The 16,577-nt window shown below is 59.9% G+C and carries 14 protein-coding genes; 5 read left to right on the plus strand and 9 right to left on the minus strand.

Annotated elements, in window-relative coordinates:
* Window positions 1–19 precede the first annotated feature (19 nt).
* The gene (locus tag C5P05_RS22645) at window positions 20–2,167 is read left to right on the plus strand and encodes an HDOD domain-containing protein (RefSeq protein WP_114972120.1); all 2,148 of its coding nucleotides are present in this window, start codon (window positions 20–22) and stop codon (window positions 2,165–2,167) included.
* Complete coding sequence (locus C5P05_RS22650; RefSeq protein WP_114972121.1) at window positions 2,164–4,383, plus strand: EAL domain-containing protein; 2,220 nt, start codon at window positions 2,164–2,166, stop codon at window positions 4,381–4,383. Before C5P05_RS22645 ends, C5P05_RS22650 begins: the two co-directional genes overlap by 4 nt.
* Here C5P05_RS22650 and C5P05_RS22655 read toward each other — a convergent pair whose 3' ends face one another.
* The 5 genes from C5P05_RS22655 to C5P05_RS22675 form a co-directional block, all read right to left on the minus strand.
* The gene (locus C5P05_RS22655; RefSeq protein ID WP_114972122.1) at window positions 4,384–5,289 is read right to left on the minus strand and encodes an SDR family oxidoreductase; all 906 of its coding nucleotides are present in this window, start codon (window positions 5,287–5,289) and stop codon (window positions 4,384–4,386) included. It abuts the gene before it with no gap.
* A complete protein-coding gene (locus C5P05_RS22660) occupies window positions 5,286–6,224 on the minus strand; it encodes a glutathione S-transferase family protein (RefSeq protein ID WP_114972123.1) in 939 nt (312 codons plus the stop codon). The genes C5P05_RS22655 and C5P05_RS22660 overlap by 4 nt, the downstream gene beginning before the upstream one ends.
* Window positions 6,225–6,242: 18 nt before the next feature.
* Complete coding sequence (locus tag C5P05_RS22665) at window positions 6,243–7,259, minus strand: NADP-dependent oxidoreductase (RefSeq protein ID WP_114972124.1); 1,017 nt, start codon at window positions 7,257–7,259, stop codon at window positions 6,243–6,245.
* Window positions 7,260–7,355: 96 nt separating this feature from the next.
* On the minus strand, window positions 7,356–7,820 hold the full coding sequence (locus C5P05_RS22670) for a PaaI family thioesterase (RefSeq protein ID WP_114972125.1): 465 nt from the start codon (window positions 7,818–7,820) through the stop codon (window positions 7,356–7,358).
* A gap of 25 nt (window positions 7,821–7,845) precedes the next feature.
* Complete coding sequence (locus tag C5P05_RS22675) at window positions 7,846–8,637, minus strand: SDR family oxidoreductase (RefSeq protein WP_114972126.1); 792 nt, start codon at window positions 8,635–8,637, stop codon at window positions 7,846–7,848.
* A gap of 244 nt (window positions 8,638–8,881) precedes the next feature.
* Here C5P05_RS22675 and C5P05_RS22680 point away from each other — a divergent pair, with 244 nt between their 5' ends.
* From C5P05_RS22680 to lepB, 3 genes are read left to right on the plus strand one after another with little or no spacing between them, the layout of a single operon-like run.
* Entirely contained in the window at window positions 8,882–9,442 is a 561-nt protein-coding gene (locus C5P05_RS22680) for an RNA polymerase sigma factor (RefSeq protein WP_114972127.1), read from the plus strand.
* Complete coding sequence (locus C5P05_RS22685) at window positions 9,435–9,695, plus strand: hypothetical protein (protein WP_114972128.1); 261 nt, start codon at window positions 9,435–9,437, stop codon at window positions 9,693–9,695. Before C5P05_RS22680 ends, C5P05_RS22685 begins: the two co-directional genes overlap by 8 nt.
* 33 nt (window positions 9,696–9,728) lie before the next feature.
* Window positions 9,729–10,736 carry a signal peptidase I gene (lepB, locus tag C5P05_RS22690; RefSeq protein ID WP_198674833.1) on the plus strand — a complete coding sequence of 336 codons (1,008 nt, stop codon included), beginning with the start codon at window positions 9,729–9,731 and terminating at the stop codon, window positions 10,734–10,736.
* A gap of 3 nt (window positions 10,737–10,739) precedes the next feature.
* Here the strand turns inward: lepB and C5P05_RS22695 are convergent, their stop codons facing one another.
* From C5P05_RS22695 to C5P05_RS22710, 4 genes are all read right to left on the minus strand, one after another.
* On the minus strand, window positions 10,740–12,596 hold the full coding sequence (locus tag C5P05_RS22695; protein WP_114972129.1) for an acyl-CoA dehydrogenase: 1,857 nt from the start codon (window positions 12,594–12,596) through the stop codon (window positions 10,740–10,742).
* A 62-nt stretch (window positions 12,597–12,658) separates the two neighbouring features.
* The gene (locus C5P05_RS22700; RefSeq protein ID WP_114972201.1) at window positions 12,659–13,108 is read right to left on the minus strand and encodes a PaaI family thioesterase; all 450 of its coding nucleotides are present in this window, start codon (window positions 13,106–13,108) and stop codon (window positions 12,659–12,661) included.
* 24 nt (window positions 13,109–13,132) lie between these two features.
* Window positions 13,133–14,308, minus strand: coding sequence for an acetyl-CoA C-acyltransferase (locus C5P05_RS22705; RefSeq protein ID WP_114972130.1), 1,176 nt, complete (start codon window positions 14,306–14,308; stop codon window positions 13,133–13,135).
* A 70-nt stretch (window positions 14,309–14,378) separates the two neighbouring features.
* Window positions 14,379–16,478 (minus strand): 3-hydroxyacyl-CoA dehydrogenase NAD-binding domain-containing protein, encoded by a 2,100-nt coding sequence (locus tag C5P05_RS22710; RefSeq protein WP_114972131.1) that lies wholly within the window; start codon window positions 16,476–16,478, stop codon window positions 14,379–14,381.
* Window positions 16,479–16,577: the final 99 nt, after the last annotated feature.

The raw sequence follows: 16,577 nt of genomic DNA on the forward strand, positions 1-16,577 counted from the left end.
GGCAATAGCATCCGTAAAAATGTCCCAAAATAATCAGGATATCCGCAATCGCCTGCTGGTGGCACGGTTGCCTTCGATGCCGCAGATTCTCCTCAAGTTGATCGAACTGTGTCAGGCCGACGAGGCGGGCATGGCTGAACTTGCCAAACTGATCGCCAACGATGCGGGCATGACCACCAAGGTCTTGACCGTTGCCAATAGCGCCGCTTACCACCGCGGCGGTCGAAAGGTGGGTCTGGTCCAGGCACTGAGTGTCCTGGGCGCTGACATGATCAAGACCCTGGTCATCAGCGAGTGCGTGTTTCAGACCTTCAACGGATTCCCCCACTCCGGCAGCACGGATCTGCGCAGATTCTGGAAGCACTCTTTGACCACCGCCGTCATGGCGCGCGAGATTGCCAAGAAAACGGGCTACCCCCAAGCCGAAGAGGCCTATCTTGCCGGTCTGCTGCATGATGTGGGGCGCTTGGCCTTGCTGGCCGCGGCACCCAATGAATACGGTGTTTATTTTCTGGCGCAGGACAATGAAAACCTTTGCGCCGTTGAGTTGCGTACTCTCCAGATTTCTCACGCTGACGCTGGCGCCTGGTTGATCGAACGCTGGAACCTTGACTCGTTCATGGCTGACAGCATTCTCTATCACCACGAGTCCACGACCCGCCTGGAAGCTGCCCACCCCCTGATTCGCATCATCCATCTTGCGCATGTGCTGAGCTGCCATGAGCCAGAGCTTCCCCTTTCTGCGAATGCGGGCGCTCTTTGCGCCCTTGAGATGGATGACCTGCTGACTATTGCCCAAGGCGCGGCGGCGCAAGTGAAGAAGGCGGCGGAATACTTGGGCATTGATCTCTCAGGCGTTGATGACCTGGTGACACCGCCAGCCCGCTCACCCGCAGCGCAGGTGGTGGATCCGGTTCAGGAACGACTGGCCGAGGAAGTTCGCAACATGGCGCTGTCGGCCGAGCTGGGTCAGTCATTTGCCCGCCAAAAGGGTGATGCCCAGCTTCTCGACGTCGTTCGGCAAAACGCACGCATCCTTTTTAATCTGGACGATTCCGCTATTCTGTTGATCAATGGGAGTGGCCAGGCCATCGTTGGCGTCTCAGTGGGCGAGCAACGGCAACGTCTGGCCGAGTTCTCCATCGCGCTGTCTGGCAATGGAGGGATTGCAGAATCCGTACGGCAAAAGCGCGTGGCTTTTCTGGGCCACGATCGCTCCATGCTGACCCTTCCCGAAGAACAATTGCTTCGTATTTTTGACGCCGAGTATCTGGTTTGTGTGCCCATTGCAACCGGGGCACGGTGCTTGGGGATGATGGTGTGCGGCGTTGCGGCATGGCGGCTCGCAGATTTGAAACGCCGTGAAAGCTTTCTGCAATCCTTTGGCGCACAGGCGGCCACTGCGCTTGAAGCAATGGGCGGCGATCGCGCTGAAATGGATCGGCGTATTGCCAGTTTGAAGGAAGCGTATAGCGAAAGCTCTCGCAGAATGGTGCACGAGGTCAACAACCCGCTGGCAATCATCAAGAACTACATCGGCGTACTTGACGGAAAATTAACCCGACAAGAGCCCGTGGCGGATGAGTTGCTGATACTCAATGAAGAGCTTGACCGGGTGGGCAACATCATGAACGAGTTTGCCGGAGTCGCCCCGAAAATTCAGCACGGCGTTACGGAGATCAACCGTGTCGTCAATGATCTGGTGCGATTGTTTCGCGAGAGCAAGTTCTTGCCGCCCTCGGTACAGATCATCGCGCGCATGCCGGACCAAGCCTCCGAGATCGACGGGTCGGCTGACGTCCTCAAACAAATTCTGGTGAATTTGATCAAAAATGCCGTCGAGGCCTTGCCCAAGGGCGGTCAGATTGAGATCAACAACGGGCGGATCCATCTCGACGGACGTGCGTATTTCGAATTGTGTATTAAGGATACCGGGCCTGGCCTGCCGGCCGAGGTGCTGGCCAAGCTGTTTTCTCCGGTTCGCAGTTCCAAGGTGGGCGCGAATCGCGGGATTGGTCTGAATATTGTTCACGGCTTGGTCAAAAGGCTCAATGGACTGATCAGTTGCCGCAGCGCCAACACCGGGACGGTGTTTGAAATCCTGTTGCCAGCCCGCAGCGCGGTCGCTCAGAGCGTCGCTCCGGTGTTAATCAAGGATGCGGCATGAGACCTGAAGTGGATGTCATGGCTGGAAGCAGTTTGATTCCATCAACTTTCAGTTTCGCGGATTGCGATTCGCCCAGCTCTTTTTCGGGAGAGGCACCCGCGCAGGTGCTTCTGGTTGACGACGAACCAAGAATGCTCAGCAGCCTGAGCGAATTGCTCAAGGGTCGCGGATATATTCTCACGACGGCCGCCAGCGGCAGTGAAGCGATCCAGTATCTCAGTGAAGGCCCATTCGACTTGGTGATTCTGGACTTGCGAATGCCAGATATCAGCGGTCACGAGATCATGGATTTCATGAACACCCAGCACGCGGGTGCCAACATGATTGTGACCAGCGGCGACCGGGGAATCGAGGCGGCGATTGGTGCGCTCAAGCGCGGGGCTTACGACTACCTGCGCAAGCCCTATTCGCCGGAGGAACTGATTAAGACGGTTGACAACGCGTTGAAGCAGCGCCGCTTGCAGGCAGAAAATCGACATATCGCCTGGCAACTCGAAAGCTCGGAAAGAAAATACCGCTACCTGGTCGACAGTTCACCCGACATCATCTACACGCTCGATCATGAAGGCCGCTTTACGTTCATCAACGACCGGGTGCAGCAGCTGTTGAGTTTTAGTCGCGACGAGCTCATTGGCGAGCATTATTCTGTGCTCGTTCACGAAGAAGACGTGACGCGGGCAAATTACGTCTTCAATGAAAAGCGCGGCGACTATCGCCTGTCTCGCAATGTCGAGTTGCGGCTCAAGTCTCGCCATTCTGACGGGGAAGCACGCACTTTCAATAATGAGTTGATGATGATTTCGTTGGGTGCCAACGAGAAGTTCCAGGTCCCTGATTCGAGCCGGCGGGAACTATTTGGCACTTACGGCATTGCCCGTGACATTACCGATCGCAAAAAGGCTGACGAACTGATCACCTATCAGGCTTATCACGACATCCTGACGGACCTGCCCAATCGGGTGCTGTTCAAAGACCGCTTGGGCTTGGCCTTGCTGCAGGCCAAGCGCAACAACTCCAATTTGGCCCTGCTGTTTATTGATCTTGACCGCTTCAAGCTGGTGAATGACACACTCGGTCACGCCATAGGCGACGAGTTGCTGCAACAGACCGCCATACGCCTCAAAGCTTGCCTGCGCAGTTGCGACACGCTGGCACGACTGGGGGGGGATGAGTTTACGGCTGTGTTGCCGGAGTTGAACGATCGACAGGATGCTGTGGTGATTTCAGAAAAGGTGCTGGAGTGTTTGCGCCTGCCGTTCCAGCTCGCGGGGCAATCGGTCCACATCTCGGCCAGTATCGGCATCGCCATTTATCCAGTCGACGGTGAATCGATAGAAGAGCTGATCAGGAACTCCGATATCGCGATGTACCACATGAAGGCAGAGGGCAAGAACGGCCACGCCTTTTTTGACCGGTCCATGCTGGATGCGTCATACCAGAAGATCGCGCTTGAGCAGAGTTTGCGAACGGCACTGGAACTGGGCGAACTGGAGATGTACTACCAGCCCCAAGTGGACGTTAAGACGCGAAAAATAGTCGGGGCTGAAGCCCTGATGCGCTGGAACCATCCTGAGCGCGGATTCCTCAGCGCGGGAGATTTTTTGCCATTTGCCGAAGAAAATGGTTTGATTATTCCCATCACCGACTGGATGCTGGAGGCCATTTGCCTTGACCTGCGGGCCTGGAATGCGGCTGGGGGCAAGTCCGTGCGGTTGTCACTGAATCTGTCTCCGCAGTATTTGGACCGGGGCGACTTCTTTGAGAAGCTCAGGAGTGCGCTGGATCGCCACAACATCGAACCGTCCCAGATTGAAGTAGAGGTGACCGAAAACATCTGCATTCATAACCCGCAGACGGCCATTGAACAGCTCAACAAGCTTTGTCAGCTCGGGGTTAGTGTCGCGATTGACGACTTTGGAACAGGCTACTCTTCCTTGTCGTATTTGCATCGATTCCCGATCAACACCATCAAGATCGATCGCTCATTTGTCATGGAGATCAAGGATGGCAGTTCGCAATGTCCGGTGGTGCTGGCCATCATCTCCATCGCAAGAGGTCTCGGTCTGAACCTCGTCGCGGAAGGGGTTGAAACCCCGGTTCAGGAACGTTATCTGGAAAATTCCGGCTGCAACACAATGCAAGGCTACCTGTACCACAAGCCCATGGCGCAAAAAAGCCTGCTTCAGTTAGTGCGCAATCAGGCGTACCTGCTATAGCTAACCTACCCTGAGTGCCCGCTTCAAGGCCACGCCCAATTCCGGTTTGTGGCTGAATGGATCGGTCGGATTGCGCGCCAGCATGATGTCTTCCAGCCGGGTCTGCACCGAGCCGATGGCTTTGGGATGGCTGTAGATATAGAACTGGTTGGCGACCACCGCATCGAACACCATTTGAGCCACATCCGCGGCACTCACCTTACCCGAACCCACCGCCTTGTCACTCATGGCCTGGCCGATGAGCTGACTGTTGGTGAGCTTGACCGGCGCCGCCTCCGCCGGGCGATTGCGATGACTCTGGCTGATGCCGGTCGGCACAAAAAACGGGCACAACACCGAAGCGCCGATCTGATCCGTGACCAGCGCCAGGTCCTGGTACAAAGTCTCGCTCATGCTCACCACCGCGTGTTTGCTGGCGTTGTAAATGCCCATGTTGGGGGCATTGAGCAGGCCGGCCATGCTGGCCGTATTGACGATGTGGCCCAGGTAAGCGGGGTCATTTTTGGCGGCATCGAGCATCATGGGCGTGAAGACCCGCACGCCGTGCGCGACGCCCATCAGGTTGACGCCGATGACCCATTCCCAGTCCTGGGCGGTGTTCTCCCAGATCAGGCCCCCGGCGCCCACACCGGCGTTATTGAAGACGAAGTGCGGCGCGCCAAAGCGCTGTTGCACCGCCACGCCCAAGGCCTCCACCTCGCTGGCCTTGGACACATCCAGCCGGACGGCCAGCACCTGTACGCCAGCGGCTTGCATCTCGTGCGCTGCCTTGTCGAGCGCATCTTGCTGGACGTCGGCCAGGACCAGATTCATGCCCAGTCTGGCGCCAACGCGTGCGCATTCCAGGCCAAAGCCCGAACCGGCGCCTGTCAAGACGGCCGTTTTCCCTTTGAAATTCGTGATCATGATTCGGCCTTTTTCAAAACGTAGCCGATGCGGGGAAAGTGCACCTGCACCGTGCCCGCCCGCTCGTCCACGCGACGCAAGGTGTAGTGGGTTCGGGTGGCTGCCAGCAATACGCCTTCAGTGGGTTCTTGGCCAAAAGTCTCGGCAGCCACCGTGACACGACTGCCCAGCGCAATGCCATGCTCGTCCTGAAAAATAGTGTCATTCAGGGCTGTAGCCCCCGTAGAACGTGCGCAGACAGCTATCGATTCTGAAGCAGATAATTTTTCCATCTGCCCGTGTCCCAGTGCCGCCATGCGATCCATCCAGGCCAGCACAGTGGGCGTGGCGTCCAGAATGCCGGCCATGACCGGCACGCGATGGCGTGAGAACCACAGGGGATGGTAGGTCGCAAAATCGGCCACGCAAGGCGCGCTGCCCGTCAAATAATCCTGGCCTTCGAGCATGTTGGCGATGCGGCGCAGATACGACTTGTAGGCAGCGGTGGCATCCGCCGGACGCAAGCGCGTCATACCGGCCGACATGGCGCCACGGTCGGCGCCAAAGGCCTGGGCGACCTCGGGTGGTGCCCCCTCGAACAGGGTCGCCGCGCCTTTGGGTTGCAGGGTGTAAGCCATGGCAGCCCAGAACAGCGTGGTGTCGGCCCACTGCGCCATCACCCGCGCCAGGCCTTTGTGTTGCGCGGGATAGAGCGTGGGCTCCGGTTGCAGATGTTCCAGCACGTCACAGATCAGCGCGCTGTCGCAATACACGTCCGAGCCGATCTGCAGGACCGGCGTCTTGCGGTAGCCGCCGGTGAGCGCCAGCACATCCGGCTTGGGCATGATGGACGGGATGATGACCGACTTCCAGGCCAGCTTTTTGTAGCCCAGCACCATCCGGATTTTTTCTGCAAACGGCGAGAGGGGGTAGTGGTGAAGAATGATGTCGGTCATGGTCCGTCCCGTCAGGTCTCAGATCAGCTTGACCAGTTGCTTGCCAAAGTTCTTGCCTTTGAGCAAGCCCAGAAAAGCTTCCGGCGCGGCTTCGATGCCCTGTGCAATGGACTCGCGCGGCTTGAGTTTCCCCGTCGCCACCAGCGTGCCCAGTTCCTTGAGCGCTTCGGGCCAGACCTCCATGTGTTCGCTAACGATAAAGCCCTGCACCTTGAGGCGGTTGACCAGAAGCAAGGCCGGATAGGTCAGCGGCATGGGCGTGCCGTCGTAGCCAGCGATCATGCCGCACAGCGCGATGCGGCCAAAAGCGTTCATGCGGGTCAACACGGCATCCAGCACCATGCCGCCCACGTTTTCGAAATAACCGTCGATCCCCTTCGGGCAGGCTTCCTTGAGTGCCTTGGACAGCGAGGCCGCGTCCTTGTGCAACTTGTAGTCGATGCAGGCATCAAAGCCCAGTTCGTCCACCGCGTACTTGCATTTGTCGGGGCCGCCGGCAATGCCGACGGTGCGGCAGCCGCGAGCTTTCGACAAAGCCGCGAAGGCGCTGCCGACCGCCCCTGTGGCGGCACTCACCACCATGGTTTCGCCGGCTTTGGGCTCGATGATTTTCACCAGGCCATACCAGGCGGTGACGCCGGGCATGCCCACCGCACCCAGGTAGGCGCTCAGCGGAATGTGCGTGGTGTCAACCTTGCGCAGGGCGCCGGGCTGGTCGGCGTCGACCACGCTGTACTCTTGCCAGCCGCCCATGCCGACCACCTTGTCGCCCGCCGCGAATTTGGCATTTTTCGACTCCAGCACTTCACCGACGGTACCGCCGCCCATGGTCTGGCCCAGCTCCTGGGGCACGGCATAGCTTTTGGAGTCGTTCATGCGGCCGCGCATATAGGGGTCCAGGCTCAGGAAGTGGTGGCGTACCAGCACCTGCCCGTCCCGCAGCGCGGGCGTGTCGCTGATGAGCAGCTTGAAATTGCCGACAACGGCCTCGCCGTCGGGGCGGTTGTCGAGTTGGATTTGCTTGTTTTGGGGCATGACTTATCTCCTGGAGAATGTTGTTAATTTGCTACTAAATTAATAGATTCTTGCGCTTATTGCATAAGGGCTAGAGACATATTTTTTATAAATTACTCAGTCGGTGGGTATGGCATTCAGCCCGTTGACGCTTTTCGGTCCGGTGGCCAGGCGCTTGACAAACTTGAAGGTGCCGGTGGCGTGGGCACAAGCGCGCCCGGCTTCGTCAAAAACCGTGCCCTCGGTAAAGGCCATAGTCGCCGTGCGGTGCATCAAGTGTCCTTTGCCCGTCAGCTTGCCGCGCGCCGGTTGCATAAAACTGGTTTTCATCTCGATGGTGACCGCGCCCATGTCTTTTTGCACGCTGCGCGCTGCCACCGCCATGGTCACGTCCAGCAGCGTCATGAGGGCACCGCCATGCGTCACGTCAAACGAATTGAGGTGTTCGGGCTTGGGATCAAAAACCAACTCCGAGAATCCGCTATCAAAGCGCTTGAGCTCAAAGCCCAGATGATCGACAAAGGGAATGGCCACACCAAAACTCAGCGCCTCATTCACCACGGCATCCACATCTTTGTTCATATCCTTGTCGTTGCCCCTATTCAAGTCAACCACCGGTCACCACGCTCACACCACCGTCCACCGCCAGCCATTGACCGGTGATGTGTTTACCGGCGTCGGACGCGTACAGCACACACAGGCCTTTCAGGTCCTCGTCATCGCCCAGCCGTTTGAGCGGTGCGTGTGCGGCCAGCTTTTCCTCGCCCATGGCCGCCAGCGTGCCCATGGTCATCTTGCTCGGGAAAAAGCCAGGGCAGATGGCGTTGACGGTGATGTTGTACTTGCCCCATTCCGCACCCAGGGAACGGGTGAAATTGATGACCGCGCCCTTGGACGTGTTGTAGGCAATGGTGTTCATGCCTTCGGGGTTGCCCCCCAGACCGGCGATGGACGCGATGTTGATGATGCGGCCCGAGCGGCGCGCGATCATGCTCTTTTTGGCAATGACCTGGCTGAGTAAAAAGTAGCCACGCACATTGAGGTTCATCACCTTGTCCCACGCGTCAATCGGGTGGTCTTCCGCCGGAGCGCCCCAGGCGGCGCCTGCGTTGTTGACCAGAATGTCCACATCGCCCATGCGCTGCAGGGTCTCGTCAGCCAAGCGGTGAATCTCGGCGTCCTTGGCGCAGTCGGCGGCGATCCAGCGCGCGTCAATGCCGGCGGCCTGCAGTTCGGCGACGGCCACTTCCAGGTCTTCGGCTTTGCGCGAACTGATCATCACTTTGGCGCCGGCTTCGCCCAGGGCGTGCGCCATCTGCAGGCCCAAGCCACGCGAGCCGCCGGTCACCAGGGCTGTCTTGCCGGTGAGATCAAAAAGTTGTTGGATGGTACGGGCCATGTTGTCTCCTGCAAAAAATCCATTTTGCAGGAATTTACGGGTTTCGCCTTGCGGCGGCTGTCTCACTGGCGATAGTGCGCGCTTGAATCTGAGTCCGATGGTCTGCGGCTGCGGCCCTTCGCGGACAAGAGCAATTGACTGCCCTTGATGTAACCTTTTCCCGGCCCGACCGGTATAACGAACAGACACTTCCGTCTGCACCTGGAAAGCTTGGGGAAATGAAAAGACTCTTGAGGAACGGACATTGAAAGTCGAGGCCATTCTGCACCGCATCGCCGCAGGAGAGCAACGGGCTTTCGCAGAGTTGGTGGACCTTTATCAGCGCCCCCTGTTCGGTTTTCTAGGCCGCCTGGGGCTGGGTCAGGCCCAGGCGGAAGAGCTGGCCCAGGAGACTTTTTTGCGCGCCTGGACGCAACTCCACACCTATGAACCGGCGCGTGCACAGTTTGGCACCTGGCTGTTCACCATCGCCCGCAATCTGGCCTGCAACGCACTGCAAAGAGCACCTCTGCGGCGCGAAATTCAGGATGTTGACCTGCCCGAACAGGCTTGTGAACAAGTCGGCCCAGCCGTAGCCATGGAGCGCACCCAGCAAAACGCACGCCTGCAATCTGCCCTGCGCCAATTGCCCATGGCGGATCGCAGCGTGCTGGCCCTGGTCTATGTGCATGAGCTGGGGCTGGCTGACGTCGCGCGCATCGAAGGCAACAGCCTGGCAGCCATCAAGACCCGCTTGCACCGGGCCCGGCACAGACTGCGCGAGTTACTGCAAACAGACATCGAATCGGAGACAAGCCATGAATGACGACCTGGATGCACTTTTGCATGACGACTTGCTGCGCCCGCCACCCGACTTTACCCAACGCGTGATGCAGCGTATCCAGCCGCTCGCGTTCGCCGCGCCACAGGTGCGCGCATCGGCCAGGGCAGCAACCCGGCGCTGGCATCGTCTGCGCCGGCTGGCCACCACCCTGGGTTTGGTCGGCAGCAGCGTGTTGGGACTGAGCCAACTCGCCAGCTATGTTTTTGGCTTGTGGCTCGCCAGCGCAGCTATTTGACTGATCGAAAAAATTGAATTGAAGGAAGAAACCATGCAAATCACGCACCCTGCATCATCCCCGGTGGCAGCCCCTCTGCCCGACGCCGTCATGACCCCGCGAAAACCGCTGCTAGCGGCACTGGCCTCTCTCGTGCTGCCCGGCTTTGGCCAGCTCTACAACGGCGACTTGAACCGGGCCATCTGGCTGTTCTTGAGCTTCACCCTGCTGTGCATTCCCGCCATCGCGCTGGTCGCGCTCTACCTGCCCGCGCGCCTGATGTTGCCCACCCTGCTGCTAGGGCTGGTCGCCACCCTCGGCGTTTGGGGCTATGCAGTGTGGGACGCCTGGCGCACGGCCCGCCTGCGCGTGGAGACACCTGCCAAGGCCTGGCAGCTGAGCGGTGTCTATGTCCTGGTCTTCGTGCTGTGCGATTTGCTGGCCTTGCCGCTGCTGACCCTGTATGTGCGGCAACATCAGGTGGAGCCTTTTCGCATTCCCTCCAGCAGCATGGAGCCGAGTGTGCGCGCGGGCGACATGATCTGGGCTGACAAGCGCTACAACTGCCCCGGCTGCCAACAAGGCGTGCACCGCGGTGACATCGCCATCTTTGCCTACCCCAATGACCGCAGCGTGCGCTACATCAAGCGCGTGATTGGCCTGCCCGGGGACCATATTGAGCTCAAGAACCAGCAAGTCTGGGTCAACGGCCAAACGCTGCAACGCTCGGCCACGCCGTCAAGCGCAGGCACCGTCACCGTGACCGAGGCGATAGGCGAACGCCAATGGCAGGTGCAGTGGGTCGAGCCCGTGACCCCGGTCGCGCAGATTGCGACGGCCCAGCCCTTGAACCGTGCCCAAACGGCCCCCGCCAAGACGCTGCAACTTACCGTGCCCGACGGCCAGGTGTTCGTGTTGGGTGACAACCGGCAAGCGAGCATCGACTCGCGCAGCTTCGGCACCGTCCCCATGCAAGACATCCTGGGCCGGGCGCGCCAAGTCTGGTTTTCTTCAGATTCGCAAGGGGTGCGCTGGGCGCGACTGGGGCAGGTGCTGGAATGAGGGTTAAAACGCGTCTTCAGGCATCTCCGCACAGGTCTGATCACGACTTACCACCACGTTCAGCCAAGCCCCGATCTTGGGCAATTCGTAACGATAAAAATAGCTTGTAGCCCTTATCCTTCCTGCGGTAGAAGCTATTGATTGCGTAGCGTCCATCGTCAAGGCCGCCAGCGCTACTTCCAGCCAAATCCAGGCCAGCACGGTATGGCCAAAGGCCTGCATATAGGGCACGGCATTGGCCAGGGCATCACCGGGCGTGCCAGTGGACCACGCAGCTTGAGTCGCGTCCTGCACCTGGCGCAGCGCCTGCGTGAGCGCATCCGCGTGCGCCGACAACTCGGGCACAGCGTTCGCCCGCGCGATGGTCGCCCCGATGCGTTCAGCCAGCAGCGCCAACCCGCGCCCGTTCTCCATCAGCACCTTGCGGCCCAGCAAGTCCATGGCCTGAATGCCGTGCGTGCCCTCGTGAATCATGTTCAGGCGGTTGTCGCGCCAATACTGCTCGACTGGGAAGTCGCGGGTATAGCCATAGCCGCCGTGGATCTGGATCGCCAGCGAGTTGGCTTCCAGGCACCATTCGCTGGGCCAGCTCTTGGCAATCGGGGTCAGCACTTCCAGCAACAGACGGGCTTTGTCAGCCGCTTGTGCATCACCGGTGTGTTGCTCATCGACCAATCGGGCGCAGTACAACTCCAGCGCCAGCGCACCTTCGCAGTAGGACTTTTGCGCCAGCAACATGCGCTTAACGTCCGCGTGTTCGATGATGCGCACCTGCGGCCGCGACGCGTCTTTACCCCCTGTGCCAACCGGTCGTCCCTGCGGCCGGTTTCTGGCGTAGTCCAGCGAGGCGTAATAGCCGGCCATGCCGAGCATGGTGGCCGCAATGCCGACGCCGATGCGCGCCTCGTTCATCATGTGGAACATGCAGCGCAAGCCCTCACCCGGCTGGCCCACCAGGTAGCCCACGGCGCCCGCCCCGCTTCCGTCAAGACCGCCACCCGTGCTCAGCACCGGGTACTTGCCTTCACCAAAATTCAGCAAGGTGTTGGTGGTGCCGCGCCAACCCAGCTTGTGATTCAGACCGGCCAAAGCCACATCGTTGCGCTCACCGGTGAGCGCACCGGCAGCGTCGACCAACTTCTTGGGCACGATGAACAGCGAGATGCCACGTGTGCCCGCGATCAGCTTGCCGTCCGGCCCCGGAATCTTGGCCAGCACCAGGTGAATGATGTTCTCGGTCAACTCGTGTTCGCCGGCCGAGATCCACATCTTGTTGCCCTTGAGGCGATAGCGCGCGCCCAGCGGGTCAGTCTCAAACCCGTCGCCGTCAGGAACCGCCCGCGTCAGCACATCGCTCAGCGACGAGCCCGCCTGGGGTTCGCTCAGGCACATGGTGCCGGAGAAGCGCCCGGAGAATTCGTTCTTGGCAAACACCTCTTGTTGCAGCGGTGTGCCGTGCACCATCAGCAAATTAGCGTTGCCAGTGGTCAACATGCCGGAGCCGATGCTGACCGAGGCGCAGGCGAAAAACGAATTGGCCGCCGCCTCAATCGTGTACGGCAGCTGCATGCCCCCCATCTCAAAATCTTGTGCAGCGCTCAACATGCCGGATTCGGCATAGGCCTTGTGCGCATCATGGGTGGCCTGCGGCAGAATGACGCGCTCGCCATCAAAATGCGGCTCCTGTGTATCCACCAGCCGATTGAAGGGCGCGTACTTTTCACGGGCGATGCGTTCACAGGTGTCCAGCACCGCGTCAAAGGTTTCACGCGAATGGTCAGCAAAGCGTGCACGCTGGTTCAGCGCTTCGGCATCGAGCCACTGGTACAGCAGGAAATCGACAGTAGAACGCAGACTCATGGGCGCCTCGCAGGATTGGGCAGAAAGAATCAACAACCGGAAAATCCGGTTGCAAGGGTTCGCTACGAATCCACAGAAGCCGGTGGCAAGGCGGCGATCGTGCCCTGGGCCACGGCACAAAGCTTCTCCTTGCCGTCCTTGACGACAAACACATCGCAGCGGCAGACCGCCTGGGATTTGCCGGTATGCACGGCATGGGCGCGTGCGATCAGGCGCTCACCCACGGCCGGGCGCACATAGTTGATCTTGAACTCGGAGGTAACGACCGGCACGCCCAAGGCAGTGCCGCCCGCATAGGTGAGCGCATTGTCAGCCGCGTAGCTGACCACGCCGCCATGCACAAAGCCATGCTGCTGGCGGATTTTTTCGCTCACCGGCACGTGCAACTCGCACTGCCCCGGCGCCAGGCTGTGCAGCTCGGCACCGATCAGCACGCTGAAAGGCTGGGAGGCCAGCACTTCCTGCCCCATGGCAAGAAAGGCTGCGGGGGAGACCTTGCCCGTGTTGTCCATCATTTTCGTTGAAGCGATCGAGGCTTACAGCACTTCAAAAATGCCCGCAGCGCCCATGCCGCCGCCAATGCACATGGTGACGCAGACGCGTTTCGCGCCGCGGCGCTTGCCTTCGATCAGGGCGTGGCCGGTCAGGCGCTGGCCGCTCACACCGTAGGGATGGCCGACAGCGATGGCGCCGCCATTGACGTTGAGGCGATCATTCGGAATACCCAGTTTGTCGCGGCAGTAAATCACCTGCACGGCAAAGGCTTCGTTGAGCTCCCACAAGTCGATATCGCTGACTTTCAGGCCCAGACGCGCCAGCACCTTGGGGATGGCAAACACCGGGCCAATGCCCATCTCGTCCGGCTCGCAACCGGCCACGGCAAAGCCCAAAAAGCGGCCCAGCGGCTGCAAGCCTTTTTTCTCGGCCAGGGCCTCGCTCATCACCACCACGGCACCGCCGCCGTCCGAGAACTGACTGGCGTTGCCCGCCGTAATCAGGCCGCCCGGCACGGCGGAACGCAAGCCGCTGATGCCTTCCTTGGTCGTGCCGTCGCGAATGCCTTCATCCTGGCTGACCGTGACTTGCTTAGTGGTCAGACCCATCACCTTGTCCGCCACACCCATGGTGACCGTGATCGGGGCAATTTCTGCATTGAACAGACCGGCCGCCAGCGCCGCAGTGGCACGCTGCTGGCTGGCTGCGCCGTACTCGTCCATGGCGTCGCGGCTGATGTTGTAGCGCTTGGCCACGTTCTCGGCGGTTTGCAGCATGTTCCAGTAAATCTCGGGTTTGTTCTTGACCAGCCACGGATCGGCGATCATGTGGGTGTTCATTTCCTGCTGAACGCAGGAGATGCTTTCCACGCCACCGGCCACAAAAATATCACCTTCGCCGGCAATCACGCGCTGGGCAGCCATGGCAATGGTTTGCAGGCCCGATGAGCAAAAGCGGTTGACCGTCATGCCCGACACGGTGACCGGGCAGCCCGCGCGCAGGGCGATCTGGCGGGCAATGTTAAAGCCGGTGGCGCCCTCCGGATTGGCGCAACCCATGATGACATCTTCTACTTCGGCGGCTTCAATGCCAGCGCGGGCAATGGCATGCTCGACGGCGTGGCCACCGAGCGTGGCGCCATGGGTCATGTTGAAAGAACCCTTCCAGCTCTTGGCGAGCGGGGTGCGGGCGGTGGAAACGATTACGGCTGAGGTCATGGTGATCTTTCTCAAGTGTTGGGGACAGCGCTGGCTCGCATTGCGTCGCTGCGGTCTGTCCCGCCAAGTTTTAGTTAAACGTCTTGCCTTCAGCGGCCAGCCGGGCCAGCAGGGGCGCGGGCTGCCAGAACTTGGCGTCGTCGAGCGGATTCTGGGCAAAGCGGTTCATGGCTTGCACCACGTTGAACAAGCCGACCTGGTCGGCGTAGTTCATCGGGCCACCGCGGTACACCGGGAAGCCGTAACCCATGATGTAGACCATGTCGATGTCGCTGGCCTTGGAGGCAATGCCCTCCTCCAAAATATGCGCCGCTTCATTCACCAGGGAGTACACCAAGCGCTGCACGATCTCGTCATCCGAAATCTTGCGCGGCGTAATGCCCAGCGATTGGCGGTGCGCTTCGATCATCTGCACGACTTCGGCATTCGGCACCGCATCGCGTTTGCCGGCCACATAGTCATACCAGCCGGCGCCGGTCTTCTGGCCGAAGCGGCCCTTTTCGCACAGCAGATCAGCGGTCTTGCTGTATTTCATGTCGGGCTTTTCGCTGTAGCGACGCTTGCGGATGGCCCAGCCAATGTCGTTGCCGGCCAGATCGCCCATGCGGAACGGGCCCATCGCAAAACCAAACTTCTCGACGGCTTTGTCCACCTGCGCCGGCGTGCAGCCCTCGTCCAGCAAAAAGCCGGCCTGACGACCGTACTGCTCGATCATGCGATTGCCGATGAAGCCGTCGCACACGCCCGAGACCACGGCCGTTTTCTTGATCTTCTTGGCGACGGCCATCACCGTGGCCAGCACGTCCTTGGCGGTTTTCTCGCCGCGCACCACTTCCAGCAGCTTCATCACATTGGCCGGACTGAAGAAATGCATGCCGACCACGTCTTGCGGCCGTTGCGTGAACGCGGCAATTTTGTTCAGGTCCAGCGTGGAGGTGTTCGACGCCAGAATCGCGCCGGGTTTCATCACCCGATCGAGTTCCTTGAACACGGCTTCTTTCACGCCGAGCTCTTCAAACACGGCCTCAATCACCAAATCAGCATCCTTCAGATCGTCATAGCTCAGCGTGGTGCTCAGCAGGTTCATGCGCTGCTCGTACTTGTCCTGCTTGAGCTTGCCCTTCTTGACCTGCGATTCGTAATTCTTGCGGATCGTGGCCAGCCCACGGTCCAGCGCGTCCTGCTTCATCTCCAGCATCTTGACCGCAATGCCGGCATTCAGGAAATTCATCGCGATGCCACCGCCCATGGTGCCGGCGCCGATAACAGCTACCGTATTGATAGCACGTTGCGCAGTATCAGAAGGCACATCAGGTATTTTTGATGCTGCACGGTCGGCCACGAAGATATGGCGCAGGGCGCGGCACTCCGGTGTCCACATCAGGTTGATGAAGAGATCGCGCTCGAACACCATGCCATCGTCAAACTTCTTCTTGGTGGCGGCTTCCACCGCGTCCACGCATTTGGCGGGAGCAGGGAAGTTTTTCGACATGCCCTTAACCATGTTGCGCGCGAACTGGAAATAGGCGTCGCCCAAGGGGTGTTTGCAAGGCAGGTTGCGCACCAGCGGCAAGGGCCGTGCATCGGCGACTTCGGCCGCATAGGCCAAGGCCTCCTCCAGCAGGGACTCAGTCGAGGCCGCCATTTTGTTGAACAGCTTCTGACCCGGCAGCATGGCCAGCATCTCGCTCTTGACCGGCTCGCCACTGACAATCATGTTCAGCGCCGGCTCCACCCCCAGCGCGCGGGGCAAGCGCTGGGTGCCACCGGCACCCGGAATCAGGCCCAGCTTGACCTCGGGCAGCGCCACATTGCAACCCGGGGCGGCGATGCGGTAATGGCAACCCAGTGCGAGCTCCAGCCCGCCGCCCATGCAGACGGTGTGAACGGCGGCAATGACCGGCTTGGACGAGTTTTCGACCGCCAGAATCACGCTCAGCAAATTGGGTTCCTGCAGGGCCTTGGGGCTGCCAAACTCCTTGATGTCGGCGCCCCCCGAGAATGCTTTACCGGCGCCGGTGATGACGATGGCCTTGACGGCGGCGTCGGCATTGGCTTTGGCCAGCCCGTCGGTGATGCCAACCCGCGTGGCGTAGCCCAAACCGTTGACGGGCGGGTTGTTCAAGGTGATCACGGCGATGTCGCCCTGTACTTTGTATTCAGCGGTCATGCTTGCATTCCTCAAAAAATAAAAATAGAACGATCGTTCGTTTTTTGGATTGTAAGAGCTATATTGAATGGTTCAACCCGGGTTTTGTCACGGGTGGGA

Origin of the sequence: Rhodoferax ferrireducens (assembly GCF_003347515.1) — a bacterium.
In the GTDB taxonomy this organism is placed as follows: Bacteria; Pseudomonadota; Gammaproteobacteria; order Burkholderiales; family Burkholderiaceae_C; genus Rhodoferax.